The 17,109-nt window shown below is 56.6% G+C and carries 16 protein-coding genes; 8 read left to right on the forward strand and 8 right to left on the reverse strand.

Annotation, left to right across the window (positions count from 1 at the left end; translation table 11 throughout):
- Positions 1 to 293 precede the first annotated feature (293 nt).
- On the forward strand, positions 294 to 1,193 hold the full coding sequence (locus AAFN47_RS03285; protein WP_499807770.1) for a helix-turn-helix domain-containing protein: 900 nt from the start codon (positions 294 to 296) through the stop codon (positions 1,191 to 1,193).
- A gap of 24 nt (positions 1,194 to 1,217) precedes the next feature.
- On the opposite strand, the gene eno is transcribed toward AAFN47_RS03285, so the two are convergent.
- Together eno and AAFN47_RS03295 are read right to left on the reverse strand one after the other, a co-directional pair.
- Entirely contained in the window at positions 1,218 to 2,492 is a 1,275-nt protein-coding gene (eno, locus tag AAFN47_RS03290) for a phosphopyruvate hydratase (RefSeq protein ID WP_499807771.1), read from the reverse strand.
- A 118-nt stretch (positions 2,493 to 2,610) separates the two neighbouring features.
- Complete coding sequence (locus tag AAFN47_RS03295; RefSeq protein WP_499807772.1) at positions 2,611 to 3,282, reverse strand: TetR family transcriptional regulator; 672 nt, start codon at positions 3,280 to 3,282, stop codon at positions 2,611 to 2,613.
- Between the two features lie 121 nt (positions 3,283 to 3,403).
- On the opposite strand from AAFN47_RS03295, the gene AAFN47_RS03300 reads away from it, so the two are divergent.
- Both AAFN47_RS03300 and AAFN47_RS03305 read left to right on the forward strand, forming a co-directional pair.
- The gene (locus AAFN47_RS03300) at positions 3,404 to 4,639 is read left to right on the forward strand and encodes a parallel beta-helix domain-containing protein (RefSeq protein WP_499807773.1); all 1,236 of its coding nucleotides are present in this window, start codon (positions 3,404 to 3,406) and stop codon (positions 4,637 to 4,639) included.
- 4 nt (positions 4,640 to 4,643) lie between these two features.
- Positions 4,644 to 5,735: an SO2930 family diheme c-type cytochrome gene (locus AAFN47_RS03305; protein ID WP_499807774.1), complete on the forward strand. Its 1,092-nt coding sequence runs from the start codon at positions 4,644 to 4,646 to the stop codon at positions 5,733 to 5,735.
- A 13-nt stretch (positions 5,736 to 5,748) separates the two neighbouring features.
- On the opposite strand, the gene pyrG is transcribed toward AAFN47_RS03305, so the two are convergent.
- The 3 genes from pyrG to tpiA all read right to left on the reverse strand — a co-directional run bounded on the left by pyrG (position 5,749) and on the right by tpiA (position 8,781).
- On the reverse strand, positions 5,749 to 7,377 hold the full coding sequence (gene pyrG / locus AAFN47_RS03310; RefSeq protein ID WP_499807775.1) for a CTP synthase: 1,629 nt from the start codon (positions 7,375 to 7,377) through the stop codon (positions 5,749 to 5,751).
- A 149-nt stretch (positions 7,378 to 7,526) separates the two neighbouring features.
- On the reverse strand, positions 7,527 to 7,901 hold the full coding sequence (secG, locus tag AAFN47_RS03315) for a preprotein translocase subunit SecG (protein ID WP_499807776.1): 375 nt from the start codon (positions 7,899 to 7,901) through the stop codon (positions 7,527 to 7,529).
- Positions 7,902 to 8,019: 118 nt separating this feature from the next.
- Entirely contained in the window at positions 8,020 to 8,781 is a 762-nt protein-coding gene (tpiA, locus tag AAFN47_RS03320) for a triose-phosphate isomerase (RefSeq protein WP_499807777.1), read from the reverse strand.
- A gap of 200 nt (positions 8,782 to 8,981) precedes the next feature.
- Here tpiA and AAFN47_RS03325 point away from each other — a divergent pair, with 200 nt between their 5' ends.
- From AAFN47_RS03325 to AAFN47_RS03345, 5 genes are read left to right on the forward strand one after another with little or no spacing between them, the layout of a single operon-like run.
- On the forward strand, positions 8,982 to 10,877 hold the full coding sequence (locus AAFN47_RS03325) for a SurA N-terminal domain-containing protein (protein ID WP_499807778.1): 1,896 nt from the start codon (positions 8,982 to 8,984) through the stop codon (positions 10,875 to 10,877).
- Between the two features lie 14 nt (positions 10,878 to 10,891).
- Positions 10,892 to 11,920 (forward strand): anthranilate phosphoribosyltransferase, encoded by a 1,029-nt coding sequence (gene trpD, locus AAFN47_RS03330; RefSeq protein WP_499807779.1) that lies wholly within the window; start codon positions 10,892 to 10,894, stop codon positions 11,918 to 11,920.
- A gap of 3 nt (positions 11,921 to 11,923) precedes the next feature.
- Positions 11,924 to 12,721: an indole-3-glycerol phosphate synthase TrpC gene (gene trpC / locus AAFN47_RS03335; protein ID WP_499807780.1), complete on the forward strand. Its 798-nt coding sequence runs from the start codon at positions 11,924 to 11,926 to the stop codon at positions 12,719 to 12,721.
- A 3-nt stretch (positions 12,722 to 12,724) separates the two neighbouring features.
- Positions 12,725 to 13,213, forward strand: coding sequence for a cyclic pyranopterin monophosphate synthase MoaC (gene moaC / locus AAFN47_RS03340; protein WP_499807781.1), 489 nt, complete (start codon positions 12,725 to 12,727; stop codon positions 13,211 to 13,213).
- Entirely contained in the window at positions 13,210 to 14,451 is a 1,242-nt protein-coding gene (locus AAFN47_RS03345; protein WP_499807782.1) for a molybdopterin molybdotransferase MoeA, read from the forward strand. The genes moaC and AAFN47_RS03345 overlap by 4 nt, the downstream gene beginning before the upstream one ends.
- Positions 14,452 to 14,818: 367 nt before the next feature.
- On the opposite strand, the gene AAFN47_RS03350 is transcribed toward AAFN47_RS03345, so the two are convergent.
- The 3 genes from AAFN47_RS03350 to paaE all read right to left on the reverse strand — a co-directional run bounded on the left by AAFN47_RS03350 (position 14,819) and on the right by paaE (position 17,107).
- Positions 14,819 to 15,241 (reverse strand): bleomycin resistance protein, encoded by a 423-nt coding sequence (locus AAFN47_RS03350; RefSeq protein ID WP_499807783.1) that lies wholly within the window; start codon positions 15,239 to 15,241, stop codon positions 14,819 to 14,821.
- A 172-nt stretch (positions 15,242 to 15,413) separates the two neighbouring features.
- Complete coding sequence (locus AAFN47_RS03355; RefSeq protein ID WP_499807784.1) at positions 15,414 to 15,917, reverse strand: hypothetical protein; 504 nt, start codon at positions 15,915 to 15,917, stop codon at positions 15,414 to 15,416.
- Positions 15,918 to 16,021: 104 nt separating this feature from the next.
- Complete coding sequence (gene paaE / locus AAFN47_RS03360) at positions 16,022 to 17,107, reverse strand: 1,2-phenylacetyl-CoA epoxidase subunit PaaE (RefSeq protein ID WP_499807785.1); 1,086 nt, start codon at positions 17,105 to 17,107, stop codon at positions 16,022 to 16,024.
- Positions 17,108 to 17,109: the final 2 nt, after the last annotated feature.

Below are 17,109 nucleotides of genomic sequence, written 5' to 3' on the forward strand. Positions count from 1 at the left end.
GCGCTATTCCCTATATTGATGATATCTTTGATACCGAAAGACCAAATTAGCAACCATAACACGAATATGAAGACGGACGGCCCTTTCCCATCCCGCAGTAAAGCGTAGACACAAACAACGAAGCCAAAAGCTGAAATGAACTAGTCGCCGATGATCTTCAAGTAACTTTTGAATTCAAATTAACTAATGCGCCCAAACGATTTTTAATATTTGCCGTATAAAAACATACTTTATATCCACTTGACTTTGTATCTTAGCTTATTCATAAATAATAAAATTTGAGAATTCTGATAATGATTGAAAATATTACTTATAAAATAGATAATCGCACATATGACGAAAATCTTTATTGCGATATGCGTGTTTTTCATAGCAATAAAATCAAATACCACTATAACCATGCAAATATTCTTGGAAAGTGCGAATGGCAGGTAACCGCAGACTACCATACCGTTTATGTTTACCTTGGAAAACGTCTGCGTACATTTCAGGCGTTGATAGAAGGCGGGCATTGGCGCGTCAGTCTACCCATTGATGGCGACATATGGATTGTGCCTGCAGGCAAGACATTCAAGGTGCAGTTGCAAGGCGCTCAGTTCCAGTTCGCCGAACTGCGGATAGAACAAAGCGCGTTGAACGAACTTTCGAAAAACCCGCCTCCTGACCTGCACCTCGAAGCAAGACTGGCGCTCAGAGACGAATTGATTCATCTCGGCTCGAGGCAGTTGGCGGAGATTTCCGAAGAGCCGGATAACGCGGATATGGCGTTCGCTGCCAGCCTAATGGAAACGATGTGTCGTTATATCTGCAAGAAATACACAGCCAGCATCACAACCTCCTCCAAAAACAAGAGCTACGGACCACTGACACCGGACCAATACGTCGCTGTGGAACGCTTTATCGACGAACACCTCGGTGAAAAGATCACGCTTGACCAGCTTGCCAAAATCACTGGTCAAACATCCAAGCGCTTCCTGTCCGATTTCACACAGACCGCCGGCAAAACGCCGATTCGGTTTGTTATCGGAAGAAGAATATCAAAGGCGCAATCGCTGCTGTCCTGCACCGCTATCGACATCACAGACATCGCCATGATGACCGGCTTTTCCAGTCACGCGCATCTGACGAGCACGTTCAAAAACCTGATCGGCGTCAGTCCAAGCCAATACCGGCGGCGGCTACGCGAAACCTGAAATTCAATGACCTGCGAAACCTGACTATACGCGCAGAATTGACTTTCCGGCGTACACGGCCTGATCACCCAGCATTTCGGCAATACGAATCAGCTGATTGTATTTCGCCAACCGGTCCGACCGCGCTAAAGACCCGGTCTTGATCTGACCGCAATTTGTGGCGACGGCCAAGTCTGCGATGGTCGAATCCTCTGTCTCGCCAGATCTGTGAGACATGACAGCCGTGTAGGACGCGCGATGCGCCGTATCCACCGCGTCGAGCGTCTCCGTAAGCGTACCAATCTGATTGACCTTGACGAGGATGGAGTTGGCGACGCCCATCCCGATGCCGTCGCGCAGTCGCGCCGAATTTGTTACAAACAGGTCATCGCCGACGAGTTGGCACTGCGCGCCGATTTTCTGGGTCAACGCCTTCCAGCCTTCCCAGTCGTCTTCAGCCATCCCGTCTTCAATCGATATGATCGGATAACTTCCGACAAGTTCCGCGAGATAGTCCGCCATTGCCTCCGGCTCGAGCGTGCGGCCCTCGCCTTTCAGGACGTAACTTCCGTTGTCGAAAAACTCTGTCGACGCGCAGTCGAGCGCCACGAACATGTCCTCGCCTGGCCTGTAACCGGCTTTCTCGATTGACTTCATAATAAAATCTAGTGCGGCGGGCGCGCTGGCTATGCCGGGAGCGAAACCACCCTCATCACCAACATTCGTGTTGTGGCCCTCGGCGGAAAGCTCCTTTTTCAGAGTGTGGAAGACCTCCGAACCCATTCTTACGGCGTCGCCGATCGAATCGGCGCCAACCGGCATGATCATGAATTCCTGGAAATCGATCGGGTTGTCGGCGTGTTCGCCGCCATTGATGATATTCATCATTGGCACGGGGAGCACATGCGCGTTCGAGCCGCCAACATAGCGGAAGAGCGGCAGCCTCGCCGCTTCGGCGGCAGCTTTGGCGACTGCAAGCGACACGCCGAGGATGGCGTTGGCCCCAAGCTTAGATTTGTTCGGCGTGCTGTCCAGTTCAATCATGACCCTGTCGATATGAATCTGGTTTTCCGCGTTTAAGCCGGTGACTGCTTCGAGAATCGGGCCATTGACCGCTCCGACTGCGCCGAGCACGCCCTTGCCAAAATAACGGCTGCCGCCATCACGCAACTCAACCGCCTCGTGCGCCCCTGTTGAAGCGCCGGATGGCACCGCTGCGCGACCAAACGATCCATCTTCGAGCAACACGTCAACCTCCACCGTGGGATTGCCCCGACTATCCAGAATTTCGCGGCCGACAATATCGATGATTTCGGTCATGACAGATTTCCTTTTCGATGGCAGGCGGAAGAAGGTAGGAAGTCTTTTAGGCAACCTCCCGCAAAACGCAACGCCGCCATTGTTCCAATTTGCAATTACGGGCTTGTTTGATGCTGCTTTAATCGCCTTGCATAACCGTGGCCGCGCCCTGTTCCTCCGACACGTCGCCGAGAGTCAGTCTGGCGCGCTCGATAGCGAACTTGCAATGTTCCACCAACTCTTCGCTGAACCGGGCCCGCAGCTCAGGATCGGACTGCAACAAAACAGCATCGACCAGCGTTCTCAACAATCTCAATACGATATGGCGGACGACATAAAGATCCGTGGAATCGAGCTCGGGTAAATACAAATTAAGGTACTGGTTCACCAGCTTCTCGATTTTTTCTTCGGCGCTGCTTTTTACTTCCTCATGCCGCCTGTTTATTCGAGCAAACTGCAAAAGCGGAATAAATCCTGGATGATTTTCGGCGTTGTTCAGATACAGAAAAATCAGACGCCTGATCGGGTCATCGGCCCCTTTCCCGTGATCGCCGCGTACCGCTTCCTCCTCGATTTGAGCGGCGAGCCGCTCGAACATGCGTTCATATGTTTCCAGCGCCATTTCCGTTCGGTTCGAAAAATACTGGTAGATAGTGCCCACGGCCATGCCCGAGTGTTTGGCGACCGCGGTGGTCGTCAGCGCCTCAACTCCGTCTCGCGCCACAAGTGTTTCCACTGCGTCGAGTATGGTCTCGACTTTTTCTAGCGAACGTTTCTGTCGCGGTTGTCGTCGCCCGCTGACCGGATTCATGTCCATGGCGAAGTATAAGACGCAGCAACCAACCAAATCAAACGGGAATATGAAGCGCCTTCATGTTCGTTGAACAGCACACGCCCACATGGTACCTTGAAACTGCATAAGGATAGAGATCATGTTTCACTCATTGCTTGCAACGGTTTGCGTTTCCTTTGCTCTTCTGGCCATTTCACCAGCCAGCGCCGAACCGGTGACATATATCGACCCGGGACCGGACGCCGCGGAGAAACTTCAAGAAGCACTCATTCTTGCAAAACCAGGCTCAACGATTTTCATGAGAGCCGGATCCTACGATCTTGCAGATGGTCTTTCGCTGGATATCGAGGAAGTCACTCTCAAAGGCACAGGCATGGACCAGACGATCCTTTCTTACGCCAATCAGGTCGGCGGTGGTGAAGGTCTGCTCGTCACCGCGCCCGGCGTTACGCTTGAAGACTTCACCATCGAAGACAGCAAGGGCGACGGCGTCAAATCAAAAGCCGCCGACAACATCACCTATCGGCGCGTGAGAGTCACATGGACCGGAGGACCGGACGAAAGTAACGGCGCTTACGGGATTTACCCGGTGGAATCAAAAAACATTCTGATCGAAGATTGTGAAGTTAGCGGCGCATCGGACGCCGGCATTTACGTTGGCCAATCTGAGAACATCATCGTCCGCAACTCCCTCGTACAATACAGCGTCGCCGGCATAGAGATCGAAAACAGCAGAAACGCCGATGTCTATGGCAATACAGCCACGCACAACACCGGCGGGATCCTCGTTTTCGATCTGCCAAACCTTCCGGTCATGGGCGGCCGGTCGGTACGCGTTTTCGACAATATGGTTGCGGACAACGACACACCGAATTTCGCGCCTGAAGGCAACATGGTCGGGATGGTCGCTAAGGGCACCGGCATCATGGTCATGGCAAACCGGGATGTGCATATCTTCAATAACACTTTGAAAAACAATGGAACGGTGCAGGTCCTCATCGCAACATTTCCTGAAAGTTATGACGACGACAATTACTATCCACACCCCAGGGCGGTGGTCATAAGGGACAACACCTATGAGAACGGCGGTGCAGACCCGGATGGCGAAGTCGGAATGCTGATTGCCGGGCTAACCGGAAAGCCGGTTCCGGATATCGTCTGGGACGGCGTGGTGCCTCTGACAGAATGGGTGACGTGGACTTCTGACGAAGATCGAATCTACATCGACGAACCAGGCGGCGCGACATTCGCCAACCTCCATATGATCCAGAACACACTGTATCCGTGGACGACCTCTCCGGACCGGGATGTTACGGATTACGCCGGATCGCTCCCGGAGCCGAAACCGGTCTCGCTCCCCCAACTTGAAAAATGATGGCATGAAGCGGTCGCGCCGAAAACTTCCCCTCGGCTTTCTGGTTGCATTTACATATTCGCTCGTTGCCTGCGGTTTGTTGGCGAATGTCGAACAGGCTCGCGCCGGCCCGGTCAACGACGCAGCCCTCATGGCCAGCAAACCGGCGCGGCATTTGTCCGAATATAATCTGTTCGCAGACGGTTTGAAGCAAACGCCGTCGGAAGGCGTCGTGCCTTATGATCTCGTCACGCCGCTTTTTTCCGATTATGCATCCAAGAACCGGTTCGTCTATGTGCCCGAAGGCAAATCGGCGGAGTATGTCGATGACGATGTCTTCCGGTTTCCGGTTGGAACAACGCTCGTTAAAACATTCTCATACCCTGCTGACCTGCGTGAACCGACCCGTGACAAAAGCCTTGTCGAAACCCGGCTTCTGATCCACCAGGACGGTGGCTGGAAGGCGTTCGCCTATGTATGGGACGAAGACGCAAAAGACGCGACGCTGAAGATCGCTGGAAAACGGTTGCCTGTTCATGTAATCGACAATTCTGGCGACCCAATCGACATCAACTACGCTGTCCCGAACGCCAACCAGTGCAAGGAATGCCACGCCAACGGCGACCGGATAACGCCGATCGGTCCGAGCGCGCGAAATCTCAATCATCAGTTTGACTACGCAACGGGCGCTTCAAACCAGTTGGAAGCCTGGTCAGAACGCGGCATTTTGAGTGGCGCGCCAAGGGCGGACGAAGCGCCGCGAGCGGCAAACTGGAACGACGACACTCTGCCGATAGACGCAAGAGCACGCTCCTATCTAGACGTCAATTGCGCCCATTGCCATCGTCTTGAAGGCGCCGCCAGCAATTCGGGCCTTTTCCTGCGAAGATCGGAAACCGACCCTGTGAAATGGGGGTTTATGAAACGACCGGTGGCCGCCGGGCGCGGATCAGGGGATCACAAGTTCGATATTGTTCCAGGCGCCCCGGAAGACTCGATCCTGATTTTCCGTATGAAAAGCCTCGACCCGGGCGTCATGATGCCAGAGCTCGGCCGCTCCATGGTCCATGTAGAAGCCGTCGAAATGCTTGAGGAATGGATCGCCCAGCTCGACTGACTGGATGCCTGGTCTATACGAGGCGGGAACGTTCGAGCGCCGCTTCGACGAAAGATGCGAATAACGGATGTGGAGCCAGAGGACGCGATTTGAGTTCGGGATGGTACTGAACGCCGATGAACCACGGGTGGTCCGCATATTCGATGGTTTCAGGCAAAACCCCGTCCGGCGACATACCAGAGAACACCAATCCGTGTTCCTCCAGGACATTCTTGTAGTCGTGATTGACTTCATATCTGTGGCGGTGCCGCTCGGAAATCTCTGTCTCACCGTAAATGTCAGCGATGCGCGTGCCGGGTTTGAGCACGGCGGGAAAAGCGCCGAGCCGCATCGTGCCGCCTAGATCCGCATTCGCAGCGCGTTTCTCAAGCATATTTCCCTTCAGCCATTCGGTCATTAGGCCGACAACTGGTTCGGACGATTCGCCAAATTCAGTCGATGAGGCGTTTTCAATGCCTGCCAGCGAACGGGCGGCCTCGATCACCGCCATCTGCATACCAAAGCAAATACCGAAATAGGGAACCTTCCGCTCGCGCGCGAAACGCGCTGCATGGATCTTGCCTTCTGAGCCACGCTCGCCGAAACCGCCTGGCACAAGAATGCCGTTGACCTTTTCAAGCCACGGCGCGGGATCCTGTTTCTCGAAAATCTCCGATTCGATCCATTCAAGCTGCACTTTCGTCTGGTTGGCGATACCACCGTGATGCAAGGCTTCTATCAGTGATTTGTAAGCGTCCTTTAAGCCCGTATACTTGCCGACAATTGCAATCGTGACTTGCCCCTCCGGGTTGCGGATGCGCGCAGAAACCTTTTCCCAAGCTTCCAACCTCGGCGCCGGAGCCGGGTCAATGCCGAATGCAGCCAGAACTTCTCCATCCAGGCCCTCCCGGTGGTAGGCCGTCGGCACATCATAGATATTGGCAACATCCAGCGCCTGAATGACCGCGGACTGACGGACGTTACAGAACAGCGAGAGCTTCCTGCGCTCCTCTTCAGGAATCGGACGATCGGCCCTCACCAGAAGAATATCCGGAGCGATGCCGACTGACTGCAATTCCTTCACGGAATGCTGCGTCGGCTTGGTTTTCAATTCACCCGCTGCCGGAATCCAGGGCATCAGCGTCAGGTGAATGTAGATCGCGTTGCCGCGCGGCAGATCGTTTCCGAGTTGTCTGATCGCCTCCAGGAACGGCATCGCCTCGATATCGCCGACGGTTCCGCCGATCTCGCACAATACGAAATCATAGTCTTCGTTGCCGTCGAGGACGAATTCCTTGATCTCGTTGGTGACGTGCGGGATGACCTGGACAGTCGCCCCGAGGTAGTCGCCCCGGCGTTCCTTGTCGATAATATTCTTGTAGATGCGACCGGTGGTGATGTTGTCGGCCTGTACGGCGGATCGACCGGTAAAGCGCTCGTAGTGCCCGAGATCGAGATCAGTCTCGGCGCCGTCATCGGTAACGAAGACTTCGCCGTGCTGGTACGGGCTCATCGTACCCGGGTCGACATTGAGATAGGGATCGAGCTTGCGGAGCCGCACCCGGTAGCCGCGAGCTTGTAAAAGCGCGCCGAGCGCTGCGGACGCGATGCCCTTGCCAAGAGAGGAAACCACGCCGCCGGTTATGAATACGTATCGCGCCATGGGCTTATGTCGTTACCGCTTTCAAAGTGATTCCACCAGCCCCATTCGCCACGAAGCCGCAGATTTTTCATTCGGAACCGGCTTGCCGAATCCTCACATGAAAATCGGCGACCCGTTTGAGCCGCCGACCAATCGTTCACTGGCGCTGATTATTGCCCCGTCGGAATTTGTCCGTCGGAATTGCTGTTACTGTCGGTTTGGCTATCCGTTTCCGACGATCCGCCGAGTTGATCCAGGACACTCGTGCCTTCGCTCGGCTGAGTCTGCTGAATCCGTTCCAGGATATCCGTCGGCCGGGATTCATAACGCGCCCAGATGCCCAATGCGATCGACGTGGCGAAGAAGGCCGCCGCGAGGATACCGGTTGTCCGGGTGAGCGCATCCGCTGCGCCACGGGCCGACATGAAGCCGGAACCGCCTCCACCGCCGATGCCAAGAGCGCCGCCTTCGGAGCGTTGCAGTAGAACGACGGCGACGAGCGCGACGACCACCATGAGATGAATAACGATCAAAACCGTTTGCATGAACCTTTTCCTGCCGAAGTCTGGCGAATGTAGGGATTGGGCGGCTCTTTACACGACGCCGTTGATTATTCCAACCCATAATCTGGGAGATTGAAACGACGGCGTGCGCCGAAGTGGGTCAACTTCTGTATGCTTCACAAATGGCGAGGAAATCCGCCGATTTCAAGCTCGCGCCGCCGACAAGCGCTCCATCGACGTTTACGACCGCCATCAGTTCCGACGCATTGCCGGGTTTCACCGAACCGCCATAGAGAAGACGCATCTTGCTGCCGGCCTCACCGAACCTGTCTTCGAGCCGGCTTCGGATGAAGGCGTGCGATTCGGCGACATCGTCTATACTTGGCGTCAGCCCCGTGCCGATCGCCCAGACGGGTTCGTAAGCCACAACGGTATTGAATTCCGTGCAATTTTCCGGAAGCGAACCTGCGAGTTGCGCGCCCAGAATCGTCAGCGTCTCGCCGGCTTCTCGTTCTTCTTTCGTTTCGCCGATACAAATAATCGAAACCAGCCCCTGTTCGTGCGCGGCGATCGCCTTTACGCGCACCAGCGCATCGTCCTCATGGTGGTCCGTCCGACGTTCGGAATGACCAACGATGACATGCGTAGCGCCTGTGTCCTTGATCATCGTGGCTGCGATATCGCCGGTATGCGCTCCGGACGCTGACTGATGACAGTCCTGCGCTCCGATCGATAGCGGCGTATCCAGAACGGTTCCCGCTGCAAGATATAGCAATGTGGCCGGTGGGCAGATGATTGCGTCAATATTCTCGCCAAGCGCCCCGTCGATACCATTGGCGATTGCGGCTACTTCATGCAGAGCATTGCGATCGCCATTCATTTTCCAGTTGCCGGCCACCAGCGGCTTAACTCCCGGTGTCATTCCCGTACCCCTCAAACCATCGTTGCAGACGACGTATCAGGTCGGCGGACGATTTCAAAGTCCAGCAGCCGCATTTCGAATTTGCCACTGTCGCCACGCAGGTCTTGCTAGCGGCTTGCCCGCCGCTTAAAAGACGATCAACAAATGCAAATACTGTCGGCGTTTCAACGCGTCGGCTCCCGGGTTAGAATGGAATTCACATGCTAGACACCCTTCGTCGCGCCGCGCAGTCCTGGCTTGCCAAACTGCTTCTCATCCTGCTCGTGCTCTCCTTCGGTGTATGGGGCATCAGCGGCACGATGTTCCAGGGCGCCGGCAATTCGGTCGTGACGGTCGGCGACACCCGCGTGACACAAAACGAATTCCTGCTCGCCTACAACAGGCAGGTGTCCCTGATTTCCCAGCAATTACAGCGCTACGTTTCGAGGGAACAGGCGCGCACCATGGGCCTCGAAGCGCAAACTCTGAGCATCGTCGCCACGTCTGCGGCTCTCGACGAGCAGTCGCGGCGGATGAATTTGGGACTTTCGGAGGATCGCCTAGCCGGCATCATCCGCGACGATCCTGCATTCCAGGGCATCAATGGCCGTTTCGACGAAGCCACTTTCGACGCAGTACTGCGCAATTCAGGCTTTACGCCGGACAGCTTCATCACAAGCCAGCAGAACGCCGCCATCAGAACGCAGATCGTCGATGCGATCGCAGACGGGTATGAAGCTCCCGCGGCTCTGCTTGAAGCGTTCAACCAGTTCCAGAACGAAAAGAGGACGGTTGACTATCTGTTTCTGGACCGCACGCTGATCGGTGACGTTGCAGACCCAACCGACGAGGAGGCGTCGAAATATTTCGAAGAGAACAAGTCGAAATACCGCGCGCCGGAATATCGCAAGATCAGCTATGTTACGCTGACGGCCGAGGATATTTCGGACCCGGCGGCGGTCGCCGAGAATCTTGTGCGGGATGAGTATGACCGCACCAAGGAACGCTACACGACGCCCGAAGAGAGAACAATCGAACAGTTGAATTTCGCGTCACGGGAAGACGCCGAAGCCGCCGCCAGCGAACTGGACCAGGGCAAGAGCTTTGACGAACTCCTGAGCGAACAGGGCAAGACGGCTGACGACGTCAATCTCGGCACATTCTCCAAGGCGTCGGTGCCGGATCAACTCATCGCTGACGCCGCTTTTTCCATTGAGAACCAGGGTGGAACATCCGGCGTGGTCGACGGCGCCTTCGGCCCGGTCATCTTGCGCGTGACCTCGATTACGCCGGGCGCCACAAAGAGTTTCGGGGAAGTCGAGCCTGAGATCCGTCAGGAAATGGCGCTCGTCGACGCAGGAAATATTCTGCTGGACGTGCATGACGCCTACGAAGACGCCCGCGCCGCAGGCGACACGCTTGTGGAGGCGGCGACCAAGCAACAGCTCACGCCTGTGACCATCGACGCGGTGGACCGAACCGGCCGCGGCCCGAACGGTCAAATGATAAGCGACCTGCCGGAAAAAGCGACGCTCCTGCAGGAAGCCTTCGAAGCCGACATCAATATCGACTCTCCGCCGATCAGCATCGGTTCGGATGGTTTCCTATGGTACGAAGTCAACGACATCACGCCTTCCCGCGATCGGACGCTGGACGAGGTTCGCGAGCAGGTCGTCGCAGACTGGAAAAATCAGCAAACAGACGCGGAGCTGGCCAAACTTGGCGAGGAATTGCGTAAGCGTCTTGCCGACGGCGAAGAATTAAGCGCGATCGGCGCTGAATACGGACTAACCCCAGACACGAAATACGATATCGGCCGCAACGATCAGGACGCGCTTTTCGGGGCCGACGCGCTGAACGCCGCCTTCTCAGGCCCGCAAGGCCATGTCGCGCTGGCCAGCGATCCGGACAATACGGCGAGAATCCTGATAAAGGTTCAGAGCGTCACGACGCCCTCTCCTGCAGAAGACAATAAACTGCCGCCGACCGCCGTCTCTGCGATTTCGGACAGCATTTCCAATGATATTCTCGGGCAAGCCGTTCGCATGATGCAGGAGGAATTCGGCGTGACGGTAAACGCCAGGCTCGCTGACCTCACCCTCTCGCAAAGCTACTAGGCGCTGAACAAGACATGTCCGAACTAAAAGACTACATCGGCATCGCCGCCAATGGCCGTGCGCTGACCCGGGAGGAAGCGGGCAAAGCCTTCGACATCATGATGTCCGGCGAAGCCACAGCGTCTCAGATTGGCGGTTTTCTCATGGCGCTGAGGGTACGCGGTGAAAGCGTTTCCGAGATTACAGGCGCGGTCAGCACCATGCGCAGGAAGATGCTTCGCGTGGAGGCCCCTGAAGACGCGATCGACATCGTCGGCACCGGCGGCGACGCATCGGGCAGCTACAATGTGTCGACCTGCGCCGCTTTCGTGGCAGCCGGCGCCGGGCTGACCGTCGCCAAACACGGCAACAGGGCGCTCACGTCCAAATCCGGCGCGGCTGATACGCTCGCGGCGCTTGGCGTCCAGTTGGATCTGTCGCCGGAAGGCATCGCCGCCTGCATAAGCGAGGCCGGAATTGGCTTCATGTTCGCCCCGGCGCATCATTCAGCGATGCGCCATGTCGGACCGACGCGCGTCGAACTCGGCACCCGTACGATCTTCAACCTGCTCGGGCCGATGTCCAACCCTGCAGGCGTCAAGCGCCAGCTCCTTGGCGTCTACGACCCTTACTGGTGCGAGCCCATGGCCGAAGTTCTTCGCGACCTCGGTTCCGAACATGTCTGGGTCGTCCACGGCGACGGACTGGATGAGATGACGACGGCTGGCGTGACGACGGTGTCTGCGCTTCACAATGGCGACATCACCCGTTTCGAGGTCACGCCGGAAGATCTCGGTCTGCGCCGGGTCGACCTTGCCGAACTTCGCGGCGGCAACGCCGAACACAACGCGGCCGCTTTGAAAGACGTTCTCAACGGCGCCAAGAACGCCTATCGTGACATTACCTTGCTGAATGCCGGCGCGGCGCTCGTCATTGGCGACAAGGCGGAAGATCTTTCCGAAGGCCTCGAACAGGCGACGCGCTCCATCGATAGCGGCGCGGCCAATGCGGTGCTGGACGCCCTGATCAAAACATCCAAATCTCATGTGAAGCCTGCGGAATAATCCATGGCGGACATCCTCAAAAAGATCGAAGAATACAAACGCCGGGAAATCGCCGCGGCGGAGGCCACGCGACCGCTTGCGGAATTGAAGGCGATGCTTGCCGATTGCGACACGCCGCGCGGCTTCCACAAGGCGCTCGCCGAAAAACAGGAGCGAGGCGGCTTCGGACTGATTGCAGAAATCAAGAAGGCTAGCCCGTCAAAAGGGCTCATCCGGGAAGACTTTGATCCTCCGGTCCTGGCGCACGCCTATCAGACCGGCGGCGCGACCTGTCTTTCGGTCCTGACCGACACGCCGTCATTTCAGGGTGCGCCGGAGTTCCTGACATTAGCGAGAAACGCTACTTCCCTGCCCGCTCTGCGCAAGGACTTCATGTTTGAACCCTACCAGGTTTACGAAGCCCGGTCCTGGGGCGCCGACGCCATCCTCATCATCATGGCCTCCGTCAGCGACGACGACGCACGTCTTCTGGAGGACACGGCCGCCGAACTTGGCATGGACAGCCTCATCGAGGTCCATGACGAAGTAGAAATGGAACGCGCGCTTGCCCTGAACTCCCGACTGCTCGGGATAAACAACAGGAATTTGCGGACATTCGAAACCAGCCTGTCGACCAGTGAGAAACTCGCTGTGATGGCGCCCGATGACCGGCTTCTCGTGGGAGAAAGCGGGATTTTTACGCATGACGACTGCCAACGGCTCGCCGATGTCGGCATCCGTTCCTTCCTGGTCGGCGAAAGTTTGATGCGCAAGGCCGACGTCGCAGCGGCTACACGCGATCTGCTCGCGGAAACAGTCTGAGCGATGTCGAAGCCGGACAAACTCACCCATATCGGCGCAACCGGCGAAGCGCATATGGTGGATGTCGGCGACAAGGCGGAAACCGAGCGCATAGCCGTCGCCGAAGGTCATGTTGTCATGGCCCCGGAAACGCTTACTCTGATCCGCGATGGCGACGCCAGGAAGGGCGATGTTATCGGAACGGCGCGTCTGGCCGGGATCATGGCGGCCAAGCAGACCTCGACGCTTATTCCACTTTGCCATCCGCTTATGTTGAGCAAGGTGACCGTCGACATTACCGAGGACGACGCCCTGCCCGGTCTTCATGTCAGGGCGACTGTGAAACTGACGGGAAAGACCGGCGTCGAAATGGAGGCGCTGACGGCTGTTTCCGTCGCCTGTCTGACGATTTACGATATGGCGAAAGCCGTTGATCGGGGAATGGAGATCGGTTCCATCAGGCTTGTCTCGAAAAGCGGCGGCAAATCCGGCGACTGGCGGCGTGATCCATGAGCCTCGTTTCCGTCGAGGACGCCCGAAGCCGCATTCTCGCCGATGCCGAGACGGTTGAAGAGCGCGAAAGCGTCAGGCTCGCCGATGCAGCTGGCCGGATATTGGCCGAAGATCTCGTCGCGCGACGCTCGCAACCGCCCTTCTCGGCCTCGGCCATGGATGGCTACGCCGTTCGCGCCGCTGATGTCGAAACCACGCCCGTCGAATTGACCATCATCGGTCAGGCGCCAGCCGGTCACCGTTTTGAAGGCTCGGTCAATTCCGGGGAAACAGTGCGCATTTTTACCGGCGCGCCGCTGCCTGATGGCGCTGACACGATTGTCATACAGGAAAACACCGAAACGCTCGGACCGGATCGCGTTCGGATAAACCAGGGCGCAAGCAAGGGTGTCTACATCCGTCCGGAAGGCCTCGACTTCGCCGCCGGCGACGTGGTGCTTCAAACCGGCGACACGCTGGACGCGGGACGCGTGACGGTCGCCGCTTCGATGAACTATCCGAGCCTGACCGTCAGACGACGGCCCCATGTCGCGATATTGGCGACGGGAGATGAACTGGTTCCGCCAGGATCGGATCCGAAGGCCGACCAGATCATTGCTTCGAACGGCTTTGGCGTGGCGGCGATTGCGCAAGCCGACGGCGCGACGGCGCTGGATCTCGGCATCGCCGTGGATACGCGCGCCTCCATTGAGGAGGCTATCGACCAGACCTTGCAAAGCGGAGCCGATATTCTGGTGACGCTTGGCGGCGCATCCGTCGGCGATCACGATCTCGTTCAGGAGACGCTCGTCGCGCGGGGCATGGAACTCGATTTCTGGCAGATCGCCATGCGTCCCGGCAAGCCGCTCATGTATGGCCGCCTGGAGCATCTGCATGTTCTGGGATTTCCAGGCAACCCGGTTTCAAGCCTCGTCTGTTCGCACCTTTTCCTGCGCCCCCTGATAGCGCGTCTTAGCGGAAACGCCGCGCCGGATCTGGAACGGCCTGCCGTTCTCGGGAAGGATCTTCCGGCTAATGACCGACGCGAGGACTATCTGCGCTCGAAAATCGAACGCGGGCCAGACGGAGATCTGATCGCCCTGCCCTTCGACCGGCAGGATTCCTCCATGACCCGGGTCTTCGCGCAATCCGACTGTCTGACGATCCGCGCCCCATTCGCGGAACCGGCAAAGAAAGGCGACCCCTGTCGGGTCATCCTTTTGAGGGAGACGGTCCCTGGCAAACCGCCGCTTCAATAAAGGTCGACGAGCCGATATTGTTTTATGTTATTGTTTTTATTAAATATTTACATCTGGCTTTGTTTCGGGAATCTGCAGATTCCCTAAACGTACTACAGATGCAGGCTCAAAAACGCCATCTGGCTTTGTTTCGGGAATTCGATCATTTCCGAGTATCGACCTCGTTGGCTTTGTTTCGGGAATTCGTCAAATTCGACCTTTGCCTCAATAGAACGATCGCGAATTTGCCGACCGAACCAGCGATATCATAGCATAAATTCGTCGTCGGCGCATCAATAAGTTCCCGTAATGTTCGATTTCACAGCGCCCGCATCGGCGTCAATGGCAACTTCACAGACGCGTTTGCGGGAGGAGCAATTCTATCGCCTTAACGCAACTGCCGCGTTCCTAAATCCTCATAAAAACGCAGGAGGTAGCCGTCAGGGTCGGCGACAACGAATTGCCGATTGCCGGATTCGACGTCTTGCACACGATACCATTTGTCTTCCGGTTCAAGATAAAGGGTAACTCCGTGTTGTCGAAGGGCTTCCACCATTTCCGAGATGGCCTTTACCCGAATTTGAACGTTAAGCCCTTTGCCGAACGGATAGGCAAAAGGAAGGTGTCCGTCGTCAAAAGTGCGGCCGTCACCTATTTGATCGATCATTATCTCTGCCTTGCCAAGTGCGAGGTAGCAGAACCCCTCTTCCGGACGCTCATACAAGCAGACGAAGCCAAGAATGTCGCAATAGAAGGCTTTGGATTTTAGCCAATCCGACACGGCAAATTCTGGCACAAGCGCGTTGATCATCGTGTTTATCCGACCCTCACTGTCGCCGCACGATATCGGCGACAGTGTTCGTTCGTGACGTTGTCCGAAAGTATCCAGCCCCCAATCCCGCCCGGCGTGTTGAGTGTTTGCGTGCCATCTACAAGCAGAAAAGGCATCTAGTTCTGGCCGGCGTTCACTGAATGTGAGCCGGTCAATCGCAATGGATGTCTATGCTGTAGATCATTCGCTTGCGATCGGCCTCAGGTCTGGATTCGATCGTTCCCTCTGCTCCGGCGAATATGCCGGTCCCTCCGAGAATTGCGTTCTCCTGGGATTTGTCGAACGAAGCAGCTTGTGTTTCGTGGGCATGATAGTTTGTGCGCAGGATGCCGAGGTAACTGATACTGCCGTCAGGAAACTCGAAGTGTCCGCTGAAGTGACCGACGCCGGCTTCGTCCTCGGTCGGGTTTGTGATTGTTTTCACGACCCATGTGAGGACGCCAATCTCCATATCATTTTCATCGTAGATGACGCGTTTGCCAATGCGCTCATCGCCCGGACCGGTCCCGGGTTCGCCGAGATCGATAAATGTCATCGTCCGCTTGGCGTGACCGATAACGGTAAACGGCTCGCACAATTGCGGCGCCTGCGCCCGGGCAAGCGGAACAGAAATCAGAAGTATTGCGATTGCGGCGAAAAATTTTTTTAAAAACATATCTGCGTGGACTCCATTGGGTTTATACCACCGCGGAGACTAGTTCAGCCTTAGGCTGAATGACAGATATTTTCCTCTATTGATTGCACAAAAGGCCGCACGGATCACACGTCGTCAAAATCGAGGACGACTTTCTCCGTCAACGGACGTGCCTGACAGGACAGGATGTAGCCGGCGTCGAGTTCCCAAGGCTCCAGCGAATAGTTTTCGGCCATTTCGACCTTGCCTTCGACAAGCTTGCAACGGCAGGTGCAGCACATGCCGCCCTTGCAGGAATAGGGCAGTTCGATGCCCTGACGATGCGCGGCGTCGATGACATTGCCGTCGGCGCCCTCCATCGAAAACGTTGACCGCACGCCGTCCATTACGGCTTCGACCGACACGCCCTTGCTGTGCGCCTCGGATGGCGGAGGAACGACGCCCTTTTTCGCTGCGGCGCCTCCATCGGCCGGGGTGAACAACTCGAACCGGATGCGATCCGGCTTCACGCCCAGATCTTCCAGCACCCGACGCGCGTCATCGATCATGTCGCCAGGGCCGCACAGAAAGACTTTGGTTGCGGACCGCGGATCGAACAGCTTGTTCTCCGCGAATTTGCGAATCCGGTCCGCATCGATCCGACCATGCAGAATGTCGACGTCCTGCGCCTCCCGGCTCAGCACATGCACCAGGGTGAAGCGGTCTATGAACCGGTCCTTGAGATCCTCAAGTTCTTCGCGGAATATCACCGAATTGCGGTCACGATTGCCATAGAACAGCGTGAAGGTGCTGGCAGGTTCACGGGCCAGCACGGATTTGACGATCGAAAGCACCGGCGTGACGCCGGACCCCGCGGCGAAGGCCACATAGTCGTTGCGGGCGGCCGGATCAGCCGCGTTCGTGAAGCGCCCCAGCGGCGGCATCACATCAATTTCCATACCCACTTCGAGATTGTCATTGGCGAAGCCGGAGAACACGCCGCCATCCACGCGCTTGATAGCCACGCGCAGATCACCGTCATCGATTCCGCTGCAGATAGAATAAGTTCTGCGTAGATCCTCATCCGCAATCTTGGCGCGGAGCGTGAGATACTGACCAGGCACGAACACAAAACGCTCCCTGGCCTCCTCCGGCACGTCAAAACTGACGGAGACTGCGTCGGGCGTTTCGCGAACGATATGCTTGATCTTCAGTGGGTAAAACTGCGCCATCG

Origin of the sequence: Hoeflea sp. CAU 1731 (assembly GCF_039888615.1) — a bacterium.
Classification (GTDB): domain Bacteria; phylum Pseudomonadota; class Alphaproteobacteria; order Rhizobiales; family Rhizobiaceae; genus Flavimaribacter.

Bases quoted from the DNA above. Each gene is read 5' to 3' on its own strand.
- AAFN47_RS03285 (WP_499807770.1), top strand. From the start codon at position 294: ATGATTGAAAATATTACTTATAAAATAGATAATCGCACATATGACGAA.
- AAFN47_RS03300 (WP_499807773.1), top strand. From the start codon at position 3,404: ATGTTTCACTCATTGCTTGCAACGGTTTGCGTTTCCTTTGCTCTTCTG.
- AAFN47_RS03345 (WP_499807782.1), top strand. From the start codon at position 13,210: ATGAGCCTCGTTTCCGTCGAGGACGCCCGAAGCCGCATTCTCGCCGAT.
- AAFN47_RS03325 (WP_499807778.1), top strand. From the start codon at position 8,982: ATGCTAGACACCCTTCGTCGCGCCGCGCAGTCCTGGCTTGCCAAACTG.
- pyrG (WP_499807775.1), bottom strand. From the start codon at position 7,377: ATGGCGCGATACGTATTCATAACCGGCGGCGTGGTTTCCTCTCTTGGC.
- paaE (WP_499807785.1), bottom strand. From the start codon at position 17,107: ATGGCGCAGTTTTACCCACTGAAGATCAAGCATATCGTTCGCGAAACG.
- trpD (WP_499807779.1), top strand. From the start codon at position 10,892: ATGTCCGAACTAAAAGACTACATCGGCATCGCCGCCAATGGCCGTGCG.
- AAFN47_RS03355 (WP_499807784.1), bottom strand. From the start codon at position 15,917: ATGTTTTTAAAAAAATTTTTCGCCGCAATCGCAATACTTCTGATTTCT.
- secG (WP_499807776.1), bottom strand. From the start codon at position 7,901: ATGCAAACGGTTTTGATCGTTATTCATCTCATGGTGGTCGTCGCGCTC.
- tpiA (WP_499807777.1), bottom strand. From the start codon at position 8,781: ATGACACCGGGAGTTAAGCCGCTGGTGGCCGGCAACTGGAAAATGAAT.
- AAFN47_RS03305 (WP_499807774.1), top strand. From the start codon at position 4,644: ATGAAGCGGTCGCGCCGAAAACTTCCCCTCGGCTTTCTGGTTGCATTT.
- trpC (WP_499807780.1), top strand. From the start codon at position 11,924: ATGGCGGACATCCTCAAAAAGATCGAAGAATACAAACGCCGGGAAATC.
- AAFN47_RS03295 (WP_499807772.1), bottom strand. From the start codon at position 3,282: ATGAATCCGGTCAGCGGGCGACGACAACCGCGACAGAAACGTTCGCTA.
- AAFN47_RS03350 (WP_499807783.1), bottom strand. From the start codon at position 15,241: ATGATCAACGCGCTTGTGCCAGAATTTGCCGTGTCGGATTGGCTAAAA.
- moaC (WP_499807781.1), top strand. From the start codon at position 12,725: ATGTCGAAGCCGGACAAACTCACCCATATCGGCGCAACCGGCGAAGCG.
- eno (WP_499807771.1), bottom strand. From the start codon at position 2,492: ATGACCGAAATCATCGATATTGTCGGCCGCGAAATTCTGGATAGTCGG.